Source organism: Klenkia terrae, from assembly GCF_900491935.1.
Lineage (GTDB): Bacteria > Actinomycetota > Actinomycetes > Mycobacteriales > Geodermatophilaceae > Klenkia > Klenkia terrae.
Genome location: NZ_UEXK01000004.1, coordinates 1,764,126 through 1,780,049 on the forward strand (window position 1 = coordinate 1,764,126; position 15,924 = coordinate 1,780,049).

Consider the following 15,924-nt stretch of genomic DNA (forward strand, 5'->3'; position numbering starts at 1 on the left):
AAGGCGCACCAGACGGTCGCCGCGGCAGCGACTGAGGTGGTGGAGAGCCAGGCGCTGACCGGCGACCGCACCCCACGCCCGGGCGAGGGTCAGGACGGCGGGCGCTCCAGGGGCGGCCGCTGGTACGGCGTGGCCGTGGGGTACGCGTTGGTGCCGGGGCCCGACGGCGACCGCCAGGCCTCGGGCTCCGAGCGCGGCAGGACGGTGTAGTCGTCGTCCCGGTCCTCGCGGTCGTCGCGCTCGTCCCGGGTCTCGCGGACCCGGCGTCGGCCGCCCGGCAGCAGGCCGACCACGACCAGCAGCGAGCCCAGCAGCAGCGCGATGCCCAGCTGCAGCACGACCGGCAGGCCGGCCTGCAGCTGGTCCACCCCGGTGCGCACGTCGGCGTAGAACGCCGGCCGCACCCAGGCGGCGATGCCGGCGGCCAGCAGCAGCAGGCCACCGACCAGCGGGGCGAGCGGGGACATCCGGCGCAGCACGACGAGCAGCCCCAACAGGACGCCGGCGACGCACAGCAGCGTGAACCCGGTGGTGCTGACCCGACCCTCGCGCGCGGCGACCTCGCCCAGGCCGAAGACCAGCACGACGGAGGCCACGGCGACCAGCACGACACCGAGGAAGAAACCGAACAGGTGCCTCATGGCCACAAGCTAGCCGCGTCGGGGCCCGCCGTCGACGCTGACGGCGGGCCCCGGCGCGGCGGTCAAGAGAGGCGGCTCTCGAGGATCGACAGCTCGTCCCACATCGTCGTGGGGAGCTTGTCGCCGAACTTCTGGAACCACTCGGTGATCTGCGGGATCTCCGCACGCCACTCGTCGGTCTTCACCGCGAGCGCGGCCTCGACCTGGTCGCGGGACATGTCCAGGCCCGCGACGTCGAGGGAGTCCGGGGTGGGCACGTGGCCGACCGGGGTCTCGACGGCGGCCGCGGTGCCCTCCAGCCGCTCGACGACCCACTTGAGCACCCGGGAGTTCTCCCCGAAGCCCGGCCACAGGAAGCCGCCCTCGTCGTCCCGGCGGAACCAGTTGACGTAGAAGATCGACGGCAGCTTGGCGGCGTCGGCCGACTTGCCGGTCTCGACCCAGTGGTTGAAGTAGTCGGCGGCGTTGTAGCCGATGAACGGCAGCATCGCGAACGGGTCGCGGCGGACGACGCCGACGGCACCGGTCGCGGCCGCGGTGGTCTCCGAGGACAGCGTGGCGCCCATGAACACGCCGTGGTTCCAGTCCCGGGCCTGGCTGACCAGCGGGATGGTGGTCTTGCGGCGGCCGCCGAAGAGGATGGCCGAGATCGGCACGCCCTTGGGGTCGTCGTACTCGGTGGCCAGGATCGGGCACTGGGTGATCGGGGTGCAGAACCGGCTGTTGGGGTGGCTGCTGGGCTCGTCGGAGTCCGGCGTCCAGTCGCGGCCCTTCCAGTCGGTCAGGTGGGCCGGCGGCTCGTCGGTCATGCCCTCCCACCAGACGTCGCCGTCGTCGGTGAGCGCGACGTTGGTGAACACCGAGTTGCCCTGGTCGATGGCTCGCATCGCGTTGGGGTTGGTGTCCCAGCCGGTGCCCGGGGCGACCCCGAACAGGCCGAACTCCGGGTTCAGCGCGTAGAGACGGCCGTCCTCGCCGAACCGCATCCAGGCGATGTCGTCGCCGAGGGTCTCGACCTTCCACCCGGGGATGGTCGGCTCGAGCATGGCCAGGTTGGTCTTGCCGCAGGCGCTGGGGAACGCGGCGGCGATGTAGTGGACCTTCCCCTCGGGGTTGGTCAGCTTGAGGATCAGCATGTGCTCGGCCAGCCAGCCCTCGTCGCGGGCCATGGCCGAGGCGATGCGCAGCGAGTAGCACTTCTTGCCCAGCAGGGCGTTGCCGCCGTAGCCCGAGCCGTAGGACCAGATCATCCGCTCCTCGGGGAACTGGACGATGTACTTGGTCTCGCTGCAGGGCCACGGGACGTCGGCCTGGCCCTCGTCCAGCGGGGCACCGAGGGAGTGCATGGCCGGCACGAAGGGGCGGTCGGTGCCCATGGCCTCCAGCGCCGCGGTGCCGATGCGGGCCATGACCCGCATGGAGACGACCACGTACTCGGAGTCGGTGAGCTCGACGCCGAACATCGGCGCCTCGGCCTCGATCGGGCCCATGCAGAAGGGGATGACGTACATCGTCCGGCCGCGCATGCACCCGCGGTACAGCTCGGTCATGACGGCCTTCATCTCGGCCGGTTCCATCCAGTTGTTGGTGGGACCGGCGTCGGCCTCGTCGACCGAGCAGATGTAGGTGCGGTCCTCGACCCGGGCGACGTCGCTGGGGTCGGACTGGGCCAGGAAGCTGTTCGGCTTGGCGGCCAGCCGGGTGAAGGTGCCCGCGTCGACCAGCTGGTCGGTGAGCCGGGCGTACTCGGCGTCGCTGCCGTCCACCCACACCACGCGGTCCGGGGTCGTCAGCTCCGCCATCTCGGCCACCCAGGCCAGCAGCCGGGTGTGGGTGGTGGGGGCGTTCTCCAGACCGGGGGTGGCCACGGACGTCACAGGGCGTCTCCATCCTCTGTTCCCGTCGGCGCGGAGCTCGCGCCGGCGGTGGTGCGTCGCAGCCGCTCGGCGGATGCGATCTGTGGAGGCTAGCGCCGCGGCGGGGGCTCCGACAGCCGAAACGGGTGAGACGTATCTGACGTCTACCCGCGGGTAATACGTCTGGGACGTCTACGGGTCGGCACGGGCCGGTTCGGAGCTCCCCGGGCCGGGCAGGACACGCCCATGACCGTCACCGATCCCGACGTCCCGGACCCCGCGAACGACCCCCGCGCCCTGCAGGCCGACCCCGGCGCAGCCGGTCAGGGCGCCGACCTGGCCTCCACCGAGGACGACCCCGAGGCCGCCGGCACCGACGAGCCCGACGTCGCCGACGACCCCGCCGGCGCACCCGACGAGCAGCTCACCGAGCAGCAGGCCTGACCCGGTCGTCCCGCGCACCGGCCCTCAGGGTCGGGCGCGGGCGGCGAGGGCGGCCAGGGCGGCGGCGACCTCGGTCGGTGCCTCCAGCGCGGTGAGGTGGCCCGACCCCGGGACGACGACGGCCTCGGCGTCCGGGCGCAGCGCCTGCAGCGCGGTCAACCGCTCCGCCGGCGGGGTGGGCCCGTCCAGCTCGCCGAACAGCAGCAGCACCGGACCCGGGAAGTCGCGGACCGCGGCGGAGGTGTCCGGGCGGGCAGCCAGCGCGCGGCAGACCCAGGCGACCTCGGCGGGGTCCATCGAGCGGATGACCGACTCCACCCGGCCGGCCAGCTCCGGCCCCGCGTGCGGACCCAGGCCCTCGGCGACCGAGTCGAGCACCACCTCGATGCCGTGCTGCTCCAGGTCGTCGGCGGTGCGGCGGCGGTCGGCCGGGACGTCGGGCGGCCCGACCTCGGTGGTGGTGTCGCACAGCGCCAGCGCGGCGACCCGCCCCGGCACCCGGCCGGCGAGCAACGCCGCGACGTAGCCGCCGGTCGACAGCCCGGCGACCACGGCCCGGTCCAGGCCCAGCTCGTCGAGCAGGGCCAGCACGCCGTCGACGGCGAGATCCAGCGACGGCTCCCCGACGGTCGGCGAGCCCAGGCCGGGCAGGTCCACCGCGATCGGCCGCAGCGGGGCCGGCAGCGACGCGGCGACGTCGTCCCACAGCCGGTGGTCCAGCGGGAACGCCGGCAGCAGGACGACGGCCGGGCCGGTGCGGTCGGGGAACGGGTCGGCGTGCCGGAGGGCAGGGCCGGGAGCCGGGGACTCGGTCATCGCCCTCCCCTACCCCGGCTTCAGAACCGGAAGCGGCCGACCTCGTAGGGGTAGCGCACCACGACGTCGCCCATGGAGACCTTGCCGCGCACGACCAGGTGCAACCGGCCCGGCTGCGGACCGCCCGGCACCTTGCTCTTCACGCTGCCCAACCCGACCACCACGCCGTCCACGTCGGCTGTCGCGCCGTCGGGCAGGAGCAGCCGGGCCGTGCCGGCGCCCAGCTTGAGCCGCACCTCGACGACCTGCTGCGGCACCACCGCACGGGAGAAGTCCAGTACCGCGTCGCCCATGGTGCTCTGCACCTCGAACACCGGGGGCACCTGCCACCCACCGGTGCGCTTGACGTCGCCGACGGTGGACTTGAGCACCACCGGCGCCGGGTCCTCCGGCGGCGCCGGCTGCCACACCGCCGGGGCGCCGGGCTGCGCGGCGAGGCCGGTCGGGTGCTCCGGGGGCAGGTCGGCCAGCGGCGGCTCGAGGTCGTCGGCGTACAGCGCCGCGTAGACCTGGCCCAACCGCTCGTCGAGCTCGGCGAAGGTGATCCGGCCCTCGGCCATGGCGGTGTGCAGGCGCTGGGCGGCGTGCTCCCGGTCGGCGTCGGAGATCCGGTACCGGCGCGACTCCTCCATGCCCCGACCCTAGGTCACCGGGACGTCAGGTCACACGCTGCAGCTGTCGCCCTCGCAGCCGGCGGCCGGGGGCACGGTGGCCAGCGGGTGGCTGTCGGCCCAGGCGCGGTCCAGCAGCTGCAGCAGCACGTCGGGGTCCTGGGCGCCGGAGGCGCCGTAGGTGCGGTCGACGACGAAGAACGGCACCCCGGTGGCACCCAGCGCGCGGGCGGTGGCGATGTCCTCCTCGACGGCGGGCAGGTACCGGCGGTCGGTCAGCGCGGCCCGGGCCTCCTCGGCGTCCAGGCCGACCTCGGTGCCGAGCTGCACCAGCGAGTCGACGTCGAACACCGACGTGGACTGCTCGAAGTGCGCGTGCAGCAGCCGCTCCTTGAGCTCGCCCTGCAGCCCGTGCTCGGCGGCCAGGTGCAGCAGCTGGTGGGCCAGCAGGGTGTTGCCGGCGACCCCGTTGGCCAGGTCGTAGTGCAGCCCCTCGCGGAGGGCGAGGGCGTCCATCGAGGTCATCTGCTCGCGCATCTGCTCCTCGGTGCGGCCGTACTTGCGGGCCAGCGCGGGCAGCGTCGGGTGCACGTCGCCCTCGGCGACGGACGGGTCGAGCTGGAAGCTGCGCCAGGTCACCTCGACGGCGTCGGCGTGCTCGAACCGGGCCAGCGCGGTCTCGAACCGGCGCTTGCCGATGTAGCACCACGGGCAGACGACGTCGGACCAGATCTCCACCTTCACGTGCGCGCCAACAGCTCTTCCCCGCGCGGTGTTCCCGGGCCAGGATCGGGGGTGTGTTCGACCACCTGGGCATCCCCTGCGCCGACCCCGAGGCCGCGCTGGCCTTCTACCTGACCGCGTTCGCGCCGTTGGGGTTCCGGGAGGCGATGCGCTTCCCGACCCCGGCCGGCCCGGTCATCGGCCTCGCGGACGGCGACGGCCCTCCGCACTTCTGGCTCTCCCCGCACGGCGGCGCCACCGCGGGTGAGGTCCACCTGGCCTTCGCCGCCCCGGACCGGGCGGCCGTGGACGCCGTGCACGCCGCCGCGGTGGCCGCCGGGTTCGAGGTGCTGCACGCACCGCGGGTCTTCCCGGAGTACCACCCCGGCTACTACGGCACGTTCCTGCGCGACCCCGACGGCAACAACGCCGAGGCCGTGCACCACACGGTCGGCTAGAGCCGGCCCAGCAGCGCCAGCAGGCCGACCACCAGGCCGGCGACCACCAGCAGGGCGACGGTGACCCCGGCGACCCAGAGGCCGATCTTCGCGTCCCGCGGGAGCGACTCGTCCCAGCCCTGCTCGCGGGCGGCCCAGCGGACCAGCTCCCGGCCCTCGCCGAGGCGGAAGTCCCACCCGGCGGCGACCCCGAGGGTGCCGTCGTCGCGCAGGCCGTACTCGCGGCCCTTCTGGAAGCCGACGGCTCGCCCGGAGGTCATCTCGGCCGTGCCGCGCAGCACGAACCGCGGCTGCCCGCCGCCGAGCTCCACCCCGGCCTGCCAGTCCAGGTCGAAGGTCCGGTCGTTCACCGTGAACCGCTTCGCCGCCTCGTCCAGGCGGACCTGGTGGGTGACGGTCTTGCGAAGCCCGTTGCGGAAGGCCAGCGTCGTCCACTGCGCGTCGACGGCGTCCAGGACGACGTCGAAACCGCCCTCGGCCGGGACGACGGTGTACGGGCTGGACCCGGCCAGCTGGTGCACGCGCGAGGCGAACGCCCAGCCGGCCGAGCCCGGGGTCGGACCGGTCAGCGGACGCCGACCAGGTCGACGACGAAGACCAGGGTCGCGCCGGGCTTGATGACCCCGCCCGCGCCGCGGTCGCCGTAGGCCTTGTGCGCGGGGATGGTCAGCCGGCGGCGGCCGCCGACCTTCATGCCGGCGATGCCCTCGTCCCAGCCGGCGATGACCATGCCGACGCCCAGCCGGAACTCCAGCGGGTCGCCGCGGTCCCAGGAGGCGTCGAACTGCTCGCCGCCCTCGTGGGTCACCCCGACGTAGTGCGCGGAGACCAGGCTGCCGGAGGTGGCCTCGGCGCCGTCGCCGACGGTGATGTCCTCGATCACCAGGTCGGCGGGGGCCGGACCGGTCGGCGGCTCGACGTCGGGGCGGGTCAGCTCGGCCACGGGGGCCTCCTCGTGCACGGAGCCGGGCGGGTCCCGGCGTTCGCCGACCACCCAACCAGACCGCTCAGCGCAGCGCGGGCTCGCGGTCGAGCGGTACCACCTGGGCGACGACGGCGGTGACGGCGGCGCGCAGGTCGGCGGCGGCACCGGCCTCCCCGGCGAGCTGGCGCACCAGCGCCTGCTGGAACAGGCCGTCGAACAGGGCGTACATGACCGACGGGGTGACCAGCGGCGTGGTGCCCACGAGCTCGGCGAACCGGGTCACCACCCGCCAGACCATGCGCTCGAGGCTGGCGTCGATGGCCGCGACGTCGGCCCGGAAGGTCTCCTCGAACATCGACTGGTTGCGCAGGTCGTACCAGAGCCGGTGCATCTGCGGCTCCTCGACCAGGGTCTGCGCCAGCTTGTCCAGGAACCCCTCCTGCAGCTGCGCCGGGGTGGTCGCGGTCGCCACGACCTGGTCGTAGCGGGTCACGCAGATCGCCTTGTACTCGCGCACGCAGTGCGTGATCAGGTCGACCTTGTCCCGGAAGTAGTAGTGCAGGACGCCGTGGCTGAACTCGGAGTTCTGGGCGATCTCGCGCAGGCTCGTGCGGGCGTAGCCCAGCTCGGCCAGCGTCCGCAGCGTCGCCGCGGCCAGCTCGGCCCGCCGCGCCGCGAACTTGTCCACCCGCTCGGTCATCCCGCCTCCCTCCGTGGTCCGGCCGAGGGTAGCCCGACGACCGATTCTTGACGATCGTCCAAGAAACTCTTGACAGTCGTCAAGACACCTAGCGAGCATGGCCCACGTCACAGCACGACCGCCGGCCAGCGTGGGCCGGGGCGTGGGTGGCGCGACGACACGGAGGTTGGTCGATGTCCGTCTTCGACCTCGCAGGACGCAAGGCACTCGTCACGGGGGGTGCGCGCGGTCTGGGGCAGGGCATGGCCGAGGCGCTCGCCCGGCACGGCGCGTCGGTGGTCATCGCCGACCTGCTGGACTCCGACGGCAAGGCCGTCGCCGAGCAGATCGCCGAGACCCACGGCGTCACCACCGGCTTCGTCCCCCTGGACGTCACCGACGAGGCCAGCTGGGAGGCCGGCACCGCCGAGGCCGCCGAGCAGCTCGGCGGCCTGGACGTGCTGGTCAACAACGCCGGCGTCGAGATCTCCGCGCTGATCACCGATTTCAAGCCCGCCGACCTGCGCACCATGCTCGAGGTCAACGTGCTGGGCACCGCGCTGGGCATCAAGCACGGCCTGCGCGCGATGCGCCCCGGCGGCGTCGCCGGGTCCGGCGGCTCGATCGTCAACATCTCCTCGGTCGCGGCGACCATCGCCTTCCCGGGCATCTCCGGGTACTCGGCCACCAAGTCCGCCGTCGACCGGCTGACCCGGGTCGCGGCCGCCGAGTCGGGCAAGCTCGGCTACGGGGTGCGGGTCAACTGCGTGTACCCCGGCCTGGTCCCCACCACGATGGGCAACCAGCTCGCCGTGGACATGGCCGAGCTCGGCCTGTTCCCCTCGGTCGAGGAGGCCGTGGGCACCGTGATCGCCCTGACGCCGTCCGGCCGGCTGGGCGAGGTCGCCGACATGGCCGACGCCGTGGTCTTCCTGGCCTCGGACGCCGCCCGGTTCGTCAACGGCGCGGGCCTGCCCGTGGACGGCGGGATGGGCTCGTGACCGCCGCGACCGACAGCACCCCCAAGCCCAAGCCCAAGCCCGTCGTCGTCTACGGCGCCTCGGGGTACACCGGCCGGCTGGTCTGCGAGTACCTGCGCGAGCTCGGCGTGCCCTTCGTCGCCGCCGGCCGCGACGCCGCCCGGGTCCGCGAGGTGGTCGAGAAGATCCCCGGCATCGAGACCGCCTCCTACGAGGTGGTCGAGGTCGAGCACACCGTCGAGGCGCTCACCGAGCTGTTCCGCGGCGCGCAGGTGGTCTGCAACATGGTCGGGCCGTTCATCAACCTGGGCCCGCAGGTGGTCGACGCCTGCCTGGCCGCCGGTGCGCACTACCTGGACACCACCGGCGAGCAGGACTGGGTGCTGGAGTGCCAGCAGCGCTGGGGCACCGAGTTCGCCGACGCCGGGCTGCTGCTCTCCCCCGGCATCGCGCAGATGTACACGACCGGCGAGATCGCGATCAACATCGCGCTGGAGACCCCGGGCCTGGACACCCTCGACGTCCTGGTGCTGTGGAAGGGCTTCCCGACCACCGCCTCCACCGAGACCATCTTCACCATCCTCAAGGCGGACTGGTTCCACCTGCAGGAGAACCAGTACGTGCAGTTCGAGCCGACCACCACGTTCGACGTCGTCGTGCCCGGCAGCCACGAGCTGGCGCTGGCCGTGCCGTGGGGCGGCACCTCGCACCCGGTCTGGTTCAAGGACGACCCGCGGGTGTCCACGGTCAAGGTCGCCGGCGGTGTCATGAACAAGCCGGTCATGGAGGCCGTCGTGGCCACCACCGCGATGGTCGAGAGCGAGATCAAGACCCTGCCCCGCGACCAGTGGGACGAGAAGCTCGCCGAGATCGCCAAGGCGTGGAGCGCCGGGATGCCGCCGCGGGAGAACCCGCGGCTGAACACCTCGATCGACTCGGTCCACGCCTCGGGTCCGCTGGGTCGCAAGCACGTGGTCATCCACGGCAACAGCAACTACAAGCAGACCGGGTTGCTGCAGGCCTGGGCCGCGATGTCGCTGCTGCAGCAGAAGCCGCTGCGGGCCGGGTTCGCCTCGGGCTGCCAGGCGTTCGGCCACCGGCAGCTGCTCGGGGTGCTGCGCCAGTTCGGCCTGGTGCTGGAGCCGGTCGTCACCGAGCACCGCTGATGTCGCTGACCTCTGCGGGCCTGACGTCGTGGCTGGACAAGGGCGCCTCCCTCGGCCGGGACGCCCCGTGCCTGACCGCCGGAGACACCACCTACAGCTACGGCGACGTCCAGGAGGTCAGCTGGCAGGTCGCCCGGGCGCTCGCGCGCTCGGGCGTCCTGCCCGGCCAGAGCGTGGCGGTGCTGTCCGCCAACGACCCGGTGGCGTTCTCCTGCGTGTTCGGCATCGCCCGCGCCGCGGCGGTCTGGGCACCGGTCAACCCGCGCAACCAGGCCGCGGAGAACCAGGAGCTGCTGGACCTCTTCGGCTGCACCGCGCTGCTGTACCAGGCCGCGTTCGCCCCGCTGGTGGCGCAGATCCGCCACCAGCTGCCCGCGCTGACCACCCTGGTCTGCCTGGACGCCCCCGACGGCGACGTGCCCTCGCTGCCGCAGTGGCTGGCCGACGTCCCGGCCGAGCCGGTCGAGGTCGAGCCGGTGGACGACGTGGTGATGGTGGTCGGCACCGGCGGGACGACGGGGCGCCCCAAGGGCGTGCTGCTGACCTCGCGGTCGATCGAGACGATGTCGGCGATCACGCTGATGAGCTACCCGTTCGCCGGGCGACCGGTCTACCTGGCGCTGGCCCCGCTGACCCACGCCGCCGGGGTGCTCTGCTTCCCGGTGATGGCGCTGGGCGGGCACGTCGTCGTCCTCCGCAAGCCGGTGCTGGACGACTTCCTGGACGCCGTCCCCCGGCACCGGGTGACCCACACGTTCCTGCCGCCGACGCTGGTCTACCTGCTGCTGGACCACGCCCGGCTGGACGCCACGGACCTGTCGTCGCTGCAGTGCTTCTGGTACGGCGCAGCGCCGATCTCGGCGGCCCGGCTGGCCGAGGCGCTGCAGCGGATCGGGCCGATGGCGCAGCTGTTCGGCCAGTCCGAGGCACCGATGATGATCTCCACGATGGCCCCGGCCGACCACTTCCGGCCCGACGGCAGCGTTGCGGTCGAGCGGCTCACCTCCGCCGGGCGCCCCTCGCCGCTGGTCACCGTGGCGATCATGGCCGAGGACGGCACGCTGCTGCCGACCGGCGAGCGCGGGGAGGTCGTCGTCCGCAGCTCGCTGGTGATGGCCGGCTACCTGGGCGACCCCGCGGCCACCGCGGCGGCCGGCGCGCACGGCTGGCACCACACCGGCGACATCGGCTACCTGGACGCCGAGAACTGGCTGTACGTCGTCGACCGGGCCAAGGACATGATCATCACCGGCGGGTTCAACGTGTACTCCGCCGAGGTCGAGAACGCCCTCATGGCCCACCCGGACGTCGCCGACTGCGCGGTGATCGGCGTCCCGGACGAGAAGTGGGGCGAGCGGGTGGTCGCCGTCGTCCTGGCCCGGCCCGGGGCCGTGCTCGACCCGGCCGCGGTGATCGCGTCGGTCAAGGAGCGGATCGGCAGCGTGAAGGCACCCAAGGAGGTGCTGGTGTGGGCCGACCTGCCGCGCTCCACGGTCGGCAAGGTGCTCAAGACCGACGTCCGCGCGACGGTGCTGGGCACCCCATGACCGCCGCCCGGGCCGTGCCGATCCCGGCCCGGGCGGCTCGACCACCCGGGGGTCGTCGGGGGCAGCGACGACCCCCGGGGTCCTCCGGTGAACGCTGCGTTACGTCTGCCGCGCCCTCCTTGCCCGGTGCCGGCCGGCAGGTTTGCATCAGGGCAGAGCCGCGGCAGCTGCCGTGCGGCCCTCCCTCCCGGGGGACACCATGACCAGCACCCTGACCGAGCTCGACCGCGAGGCCCGCATGGGCGCACCCGGCCCGCTCACCACCGACCGCGAGGTCCGGCAGATCTCCCTGGCCGACTTCGGGGCCCGCCGGGCGGAGATCACCGCCCAGCTGTGGGCCGCCGCCACCGACATCGGCTTCTTCCAGGTGGTCGACCACGGCATCTCCCCCACCGAGGTGGATGCCGCCTTCGCCGCCTCGCAGGCGTTCTTCGCCCTGCCCGCGGAGGTCAAGGCGCAGTACCCGTTGAAGAAGGGCCTCAACTCCGGCTACGAGTTCAAGTCGCAGGTGCGCCCGTCGGTGGGCACCGCCGACCAGAAGGAGTCCTTCCAGCTCACCCGGCCGCACATGGCCGGTCTCTGGCCGACCGACGACGAGGTCGAGGGCTTCCGGGAGACCCTGCTGGCCTTCGAGGCGCACTGCCGCGAGGTGGCGATGGCGGTGCTGTCCTGCTTCGCCGACGTGCTCGGCCTGCCGCGGGACTTCTTCGCCGCCCGGCACGACCCGGCCAACCCGCAGTACCAGTCCACGCTGCGGCTGATCCACTACATGGCCTTCCCCGACGAGCTGCTCGACGTCCCGGGGACCTGGCGGGCCGGTGCGCACACCGACTTCGACTGCCTGACCCTGCTCTTCCAGCGGGAGGGGCAGGCCGGGCTGCAGGTGCTGCCCGGCACCGAGGCGGTGGCGCCCTCGGCCGACGGCTACGCGTGGACGCCGGTCCCCGCCACCGACGAGGCGATCACCTGCAACATCGGGGACATGCTCATGCGCTGGAGCGACGACCGGCTGCCCTCGAACTTCCACCGGGTCGCCGCGCCGGCCCGGGGCGAGTCCACCGACCCCCGGTACTCGATCGCCTTCTTCGCCCAGGCGGACAAGGACGTGGTGATCGAGCCGCCGGCCGGCAGCCACGAGCCGATCACCGCCGGGGAGTTCCTGCTGCAGCGGATCCGGGCCAACTTCCGGGCCTGACCGCCGGTCGCAGCCGGGCACGTCCGGGCCCGGCTGCGACGATCGCGGGGTGCACCCCTCGACGGCGGTCCGGCGGCCGACCCGGACCACGGCCCGCTGGACGGCGGGGGCAGCAGCTCTCGGCGCGGTGGTCGGGGCGGCGGCCAAGGTCGCCGACGCCGTCGGGCCGGGCTGGCTGGCCGACCTCGGGTCCTACCCGGCCGCCTGGGTGCTGGCGGTCGCGCTGCTCGGCTGCCGCGCGCCGTCCACCCGGGCTGCCGGGGTCGGTGCGGCGGCGTTCTTCGCGGTGATGAGCGTGGCCTACTACGGGTGGGCGGTCGTCGTCCTCGGGTTCGGGCTGCGCGCCAACGCCGTCCTGCTGGCGGCCTGGCTGATGCTGTCGGCGACCGCGGTGCCGCTGTTCGCGGTGGCCGTGCGCTGGGCGGCGACCCGACGGGGCGCGCTGCCCGGGGTCCTGCTCGCCGGGGCCGGGGCGCTCGCGGTGGCCGACGGCACCGTCGCGCAGCTGTGGCTGGCCGCGGTCGGGGAGCTGCCGGCCGGGACCCCGCTGCACCCGGTGCAGGCCGTCGCCGGGGTGCTCGTGGCGCTGGTCGTGGCCGGCGCACTGCCGCGGCACGGCCGGACCCGGGCGGTGGCGCTGGTGCTGCTGGTGCCCGCGGCCTGGATCGCGGCGGCCGGCCTCCGGGTGCTGGCCGGCCTGCTGCCCGGCTGACCCCGGACGCCGGACGGCCCGGCGCCCCTGTCGGGGAGCCGGGCCGTGCGGTGCGGTGCGGTGCTGTGCCGTGCTGTGGGTCAGTCGCCCAGACCGGCGCGGTCGACCTTGCGGTGGAAGCGCATGCCGGCCAGGCCACCGAGCATCGAGCCGACCAGCGCGACGGCGGCGACGAGCAGCGCGACGACGATCGCCGTGGTGGTCAGGTCGCCCTCGTTGACGGGCAGCCGGGGGAAGGCGTTGAGCTGGCCGAGGACGTCGTACTGGTCACCGGCGACGGCGGCCAGCACGGCCACCACGACGGCGATGACGACGGCCCAGCCGAAGACGGCGATGCCCTGGCGGATGCCGTGGAAGCGGGCCATGCGGCCGGCGACGTAGCCACCGCTGTAGTAGGCCAGGAAGAGGATCACCAGCAGCGCGATGCCGCCGCCCAGCCCGACCGACGACGGGTCGGCGCTGGCCTGGTCGGCCGCCTCGGCGAGGGAGGTGTCGGTGGCCAGGCCGACGGCGGTGCCGGCGGCGGCCACGAGGGCGACGAGCAGCCCCGACATGCCGGTGGCGGTCAGCCAGCCGAAGAAGGCGGAGCCGATCTTCACACCGCCGGCGCGGCTCTTCTCGGCGGCGACGACGTCGTGCCGGCTGGGGGTCACGACGGTGGGCTCACCGGCGGCGTGCGCCGCGGCGGGGCGGGTCTCGGGGTCGAGCGACACGAGGTCTCCTGGTGGGTTCGTCCGCGGGTGCGGGGGTGGTGGGTGCCGCACCTCACGGCGAGGGCGAGCTGTGCGAGGCCGGACCGGGGGGCTGATCAGCCCCCCGGCCCTACCGGCCCCGTCCCGAGGCTCGTCCCGAGCGTGCTCGGGATGAGGAGGACGGGGTCCTTCGATTACTTGAAGATGTCCTTGACCTTCTCGCCGGCCTGCTTGGTGTTGCCGGCGGCCTGGTCGCGCTGGCCCTCGGCCTGCAGCTCCTCGTTGCCGGTGGCCTTGCCCACGGCCTCCTTGGCGTCGCCGACGAGCTCCTCGGCCTTGTTCTTGATCTTGTCGATGGCGCTCATGTCTGAACTCCTCGTCGTCGGGCGCCGGAGCGCCGCGGGGGTCACGGACGATGGATCGCCCGCCATCCGATCGACCACCACCGTTCCTACGGCGTAAGTCGAACCGGACAACCCGTCATTACGCCGTAAGGCGCCCTGGCAAACCTGGCGAACGCGGACTACTTCGTTCCGTCACCCGATCGGGGGCCGACATGCCGGGGGCGACACGCGGTGCCAAGCTCAGATGGACGACGACCCGTGATCGACAGGAGGACCGTGCCACCGCGCCCACCCGGCCCCACCGAGGAGGAACCGCTGCAGGACGGCGCGGTCGTCGCGGGCGGGATCGAGCCGCCCGACCACCCGGACGACCCCGACCTGCCCGAGAACCGCGGGCTGCGGGCCGCCGAGGACGCGGTGGGACCGCCGGACCTGGGCACCCGGGTACCGCTGGACCGGGCCCGGATCATCGACGGCGCGATCGCGTTCGTCGACGCGCACGGCCTGCCGATGCTCACCATGCGCCGGCTCGGTGCCGCGCTGGGCGTCGAGGCCATGAGCCTCTACCGCTACGTCCCCGGTCGCGAGGACCTGCTCGACGGGGTGGTGGACACCGTCGTCGACGAGCTGTTCGCCGACCCGGACGTGCTCTTCGAGCCCGAGCACGGCTGGCAGGACTACCTTCAGCGCCTGGCGCACGGGGTGCGGCGGATCGCCCTCACCCACCCGGCGCTGTTCCCGCTGGTCGCCACCCGGCCGCCGTCGGCGCCCTGGGTGCGCCCCCCGCTGCGCAGCCTGAAGTGGGTGGAGTCGCTGCTGCGGGCGCTGCACACCAACGGGTTCTCCAGCGTGCAGGCGGTGGTGGCCTACCGGGCCTACACCAGCTTCCTGCTGGGCCACCTGCTCCTCGAGGTCGCCCAGCGCGGGGTGGCGATCAACGCCATCGACGACCCGGACGGCTCCCCCACCGCGAACCCCATGGACCTCGTGGAGTTCCCGCTGATCTCCGAGCTGCAGCCGCTGCTGTCGCTGGACGAGACGCTGACCGAGTTCGAGGAGTCCCTGGAGAGCCTGCTCGACCGGCTGCAGACGATGCTCGACACCGGCGCCCACCACCTGCCCCCGGTCACCGCCGACCCCCAGGTCGACGTCGACCTGCCCCAGACCGGCATCTGAGCCGGCGCCACGAGTTCCGCACCGACCGGTTCCGCCTGGGGGTCACCCGGGTAGGTGGCGGTGCATGAGCCTGCTCGGATTCCTCGACCGCGTCGCCGACAGCCCCGCCCTGGACGGCGTCGACCGCCCTGCCCGCACCGCCGTCGCGAAGGTCCTGCGGCCCACCGCCGTCAAGGACGCGCTGCACGGCACCTGGCTGGGGCACCCGCTGCACCCGGTCCTCGCTCAGGTGCCCGTCGGCAGCTGGATCTCCGCCGGCGTGCTGGACGCCGTCCCCCGGTTGCGGCCGGCCGCCGCGGTGCTGATCGGCACCGGGGTGGCCGCCGCCGTCCCGACCGCGCTGGCCGGGGCCGCCGACTGGTCGGAGCAGGAGGTGGGCGTCCGCCGCGTCGGCGTGCTGCACGCGGTGCTCAACAGCGCCGCCCTCGGGCTCTACGTCGGGTCGCTGGTGGCCCGCGGGCGCGGCGCCGGCACGGCCGGCCGGGTGCTCGCCTACGCCGGGCTGGCGCTGGCGAGCGGGTCCGCCGCGGTCGGCGGCCACATGAGCTACGCGCAGAGCTCCGGGGCCTCCCACTCCGCCGCGGCCGCCCGCTCGCTGACCCACGAGTGGGTCGACCTGGGGCCGCTGGACGACCTGCCCGACGGCCGGCCGGTGCAGCGCGCCGGGGAGGGCCAGGGCGAGCCCGTGCCGCTGGCCGTCGTGCGCCGCGGCACCCGGGTGGACGTGTTCCTCGACGCCTGCTCGCACCTGGGTGGCCCGCTCTCCCAGGGCGAGGTGACCCGGGTGGGGAGCCGCGACTGCCTGGTCTGCCCGTGGCACGACTCCGCGTTCGACCTCGACCTCGGCCAGCCCCGGCGCGGGCCGGCCGCCGTGCCGCAGGAGAAGCTCGCCGTCCGGGTCGAGGCCGGCCGGGTGCAGGCGCGGCTGCGCGGCCGGCACACCGGCGAGGACTGACCGG

The 15,924-nt window shown here is 73.8% G+C and carries 19 protein-coding genes; 9 read left to right on the forward strand and 10 right to left on the reverse strand.

Translation table 11 applies throughout. The features are described 5' to 3' along the window. Nucleotides 1-89: 89 nt before the first annotated feature. Both LFA75_RS09105 and LFA75_RS09110 read right to left on the reverse strand, forming a co-directional pair. Nucleotides 90-641: a hypothetical protein gene (locus LFA75_RS09105; protein WP_225233322.1), complete on the reverse strand. Its 552-nt coding sequence runs from the start codon at nt 639-641 to the stop codon at nt 90-92. A 62-nt stretch (nt 642-703) separates the two neighbouring features. Beyond that, the gene (locus LFA75_RS09110; protein ID WP_225233323.1) at nt 704-2,518 is read right to left on the reverse strand and encodes a phosphoenolpyruvate carboxykinase (GTP); all 1,815 of its coding nucleotides are present in this window, start codon (nt 2,516-2,518) and stop codon (nt 704-706) included. Between the two features lie 225 nt (nt 2,519-2,743). On the opposite strand from LFA75_RS09110, the gene LFA75_RS09115 reads away from it, so the two are divergent. Continuing rightward, complete coding sequence (locus LFA75_RS09115; RefSeq protein ID WP_225233324.1) at nt 2,744-2,941, forward strand: hypothetical protein; 198 nt, start codon at nt 2,744-2,746, stop codon at nt 2,939-2,941. Between the two features lie 24 nt (nt 2,942-2,965). Here the strand turns inward: LFA75_RS09115 and LFA75_RS09120 are convergent, their stop codons facing one another. The 3 genes from LFA75_RS09120 to LFA75_RS09130 are packed head-to-tail and all read right to left on the reverse strand — an operon-like array spanning nt 2,966 to nt 5,112. Next, nucleotides 2,966-3,757 carry an alpha/beta fold hydrolase gene (locus LFA75_RS09120; RefSeq protein WP_225233325.1) on the reverse strand — a complete coding sequence of 264 codons (792 nt, stop codon included), beginning with the start codon at nt 3,755-3,757 and terminating at the stop codon, nt 2,966-2,968. Nucleotides 3,758-3,777: 20 nt separating this feature from the next. Further along, nucleotides 3,778-4,389: a DUF1707 SHOCT-like domain-containing protein gene (locus LFA75_RS09125; RefSeq protein WP_225233326.1), complete on the reverse strand. Its 612-nt coding sequence runs from the start codon at nt 4,387-4,389 to the stop codon at nt 3,778-3,780. A gap of 30 nt (nt 4,390-4,419) precedes the next feature. Further along, nucleotides 4,420-5,112, reverse strand: coding sequence for a DsbA family oxidoreductase (locus tag LFA75_RS09130; protein ID WP_225233327.1), 693 nt, complete (start codon nt 5,110-5,112; stop codon nt 4,420-4,422). Nucleotides 5,113-5,165: 53 nt separating this feature from the next. Between LFA75_RS09130 and LFA75_RS09135 the strand changes: the two genes are divergently transcribed. After that, nucleotides 5,166-5,549: a VOC family protein gene (locus tag LFA75_RS09135; RefSeq protein ID WP_225233328.1), complete on the forward strand. Its 384-nt coding sequence runs from the start codon at nt 5,166-5,168 to the stop codon at nt 5,547-5,549. On the opposite strand, the gene LFA75_RS09140 is transcribed toward LFA75_RS09135, so the two are convergent. The 3 genes from LFA75_RS09140 to LFA75_RS09150 all read right to left on the reverse strand — a co-directional run bounded on the left by LFA75_RS09140 (nt 5,546) and on the right by LFA75_RS09150 (nt 7,174). Further along, entirely contained in the window at nt 5,546-6,070 is a 525-nt protein-coding gene (locus LFA75_RS09140) for a hypothetical protein (RefSeq protein ID WP_225233329.1), read from the reverse strand. The genes LFA75_RS09135 and LFA75_RS09140 overlap by 4 nt on opposite strands. 44 nt (nt 6,071-6,114) lie before the next feature. After that, nucleotides 6,115-6,492 (reverse strand): FKBP-type peptidyl-prolyl cis-trans isomerase, encoded by a 378-nt coding sequence (locus tag LFA75_RS09145; RefSeq protein WP_318249972.1) that lies wholly within the window; start codon nt 6,490-6,492, stop codon nt 6,115-6,117. 64 nt (nt 6,493-6,556) lie between these two features. Next, a complete protein-coding gene (locus tag LFA75_RS09150) occupies nt 6,557-7,174 on the reverse strand; it encodes a TetR/AcrR family transcriptional regulator (protein WP_225233330.1) in 618 nt (205 codons plus the stop codon). A gap of 173 nt (nt 7,175-7,347) precedes the next feature. Here LFA75_RS09150 and LFA75_RS09155 point away from each other — a divergent pair, with 173 nt between their 5' ends. The 5 genes from LFA75_RS09155 (at nt 7,348) to LFA75_RS09175 (ending at nt 12,753) form a co-directional block, all read left to right on the forward strand. Next, nucleotides 7,348-8,154 (forward strand): SDR family NAD(P)-dependent oxidoreductase, encoded by an 807-nt coding sequence (locus tag LFA75_RS09155; RefSeq protein ID WP_225233331.1) that lies wholly within the window; start codon nt 7,348-7,350, stop codon nt 8,152-8,154. Beyond that, complete coding sequence (locus tag LFA75_RS09160) at nt 8,151-9,299, forward strand: DUF5938 domain-containing protein (RefSeq protein ID WP_225233332.1); 1,149 nt, start codon at nt 8,151-8,153, stop codon at nt 9,297-9,299. The genes LFA75_RS09155 and LFA75_RS09160 overlap by 4 nt, the downstream gene beginning before the upstream one ends. Next, a complete protein-coding gene (locus LFA75_RS09165; protein WP_225233333.1) occupies nt 9,299-10,846 on the forward strand; it encodes an AMP-binding protein in 1,548 nt (515 codons plus the stop codon). Before LFA75_RS09160 ends, LFA75_RS09165 begins: the two co-directional genes overlap by 1 nt. A 199-nt stretch (nt 10,847-11,045) precedes the next feature. Then, a complete protein-coding gene (locus LFA75_RS09170) occupies nt 11,046-12,041 on the forward strand; it encodes an isopenicillin N synthase family dioxygenase (RefSeq protein ID WP_225233334.1) in 996 nt (331 codons plus the stop codon). A 49-nt stretch (nt 12,042-12,090) separates the two neighbouring features. After that, a complete protein-coding gene (locus LFA75_RS09175; protein WP_225233335.1) occupies nt 12,091-12,753 on the forward strand; it encodes a DUF6518 family protein in 663 nt (220 codons plus the stop codon). Between the two features lie 80 nt (nt 12,754-12,833). Here the strand turns inward: LFA75_RS09175 and LFA75_RS09180 are convergent, their stop codons facing one another. Beyond that, nucleotides 12,834-13,466, reverse strand: a complete 633-nt coding sequence (locus tag LFA75_RS09180; RefSeq protein WP_225233336.1) for a hypothetical protein — start codon at nt 13,464-13,466, stop codon at nt 12,834-12,836. 173 nt (nt 13,467-13,639) lie between these two features. Continuing rightward, nucleotides 13,640-13,810, reverse strand: coding sequence for a CsbD family protein (locus LFA75_RS09185; RefSeq protein ID WP_225233337.1), 171 nt, complete (start codon nt 13,808-13,810; stop codon nt 13,640-13,642). A gap of 255 nt (nt 13,811-14,065) precedes the next feature. On the opposite strand from LFA75_RS09185, the gene LFA75_RS09190 reads away from it, so the two are divergent. Both LFA75_RS09190 and LFA75_RS09195 read left to right on the forward strand, forming a co-directional pair. Further along, nucleotides 14,066-14,965 (forward strand): TetR/AcrR family transcriptional regulator, encoded by a 900-nt coding sequence (locus tag LFA75_RS09190; protein WP_225233338.1) that lies wholly within the window; start codon nt 14,066-14,068, stop codon nt 14,963-14,965. A 64-nt stretch (nt 14,966-15,029) separates the two neighbouring features. After that, the gene (locus LFA75_RS09195) at nt 15,030-15,920 is read left to right on the forward strand and encodes a Rieske (2Fe-2S) protein (RefSeq protein WP_225233339.1); all 891 of its coding nucleotides are present in this window, start codon (nt 15,030-15,032) and stop codon (nt 15,918-15,920) included. Nucleotides 15,921-15,924: the final 4 nt, after the last annotated feature.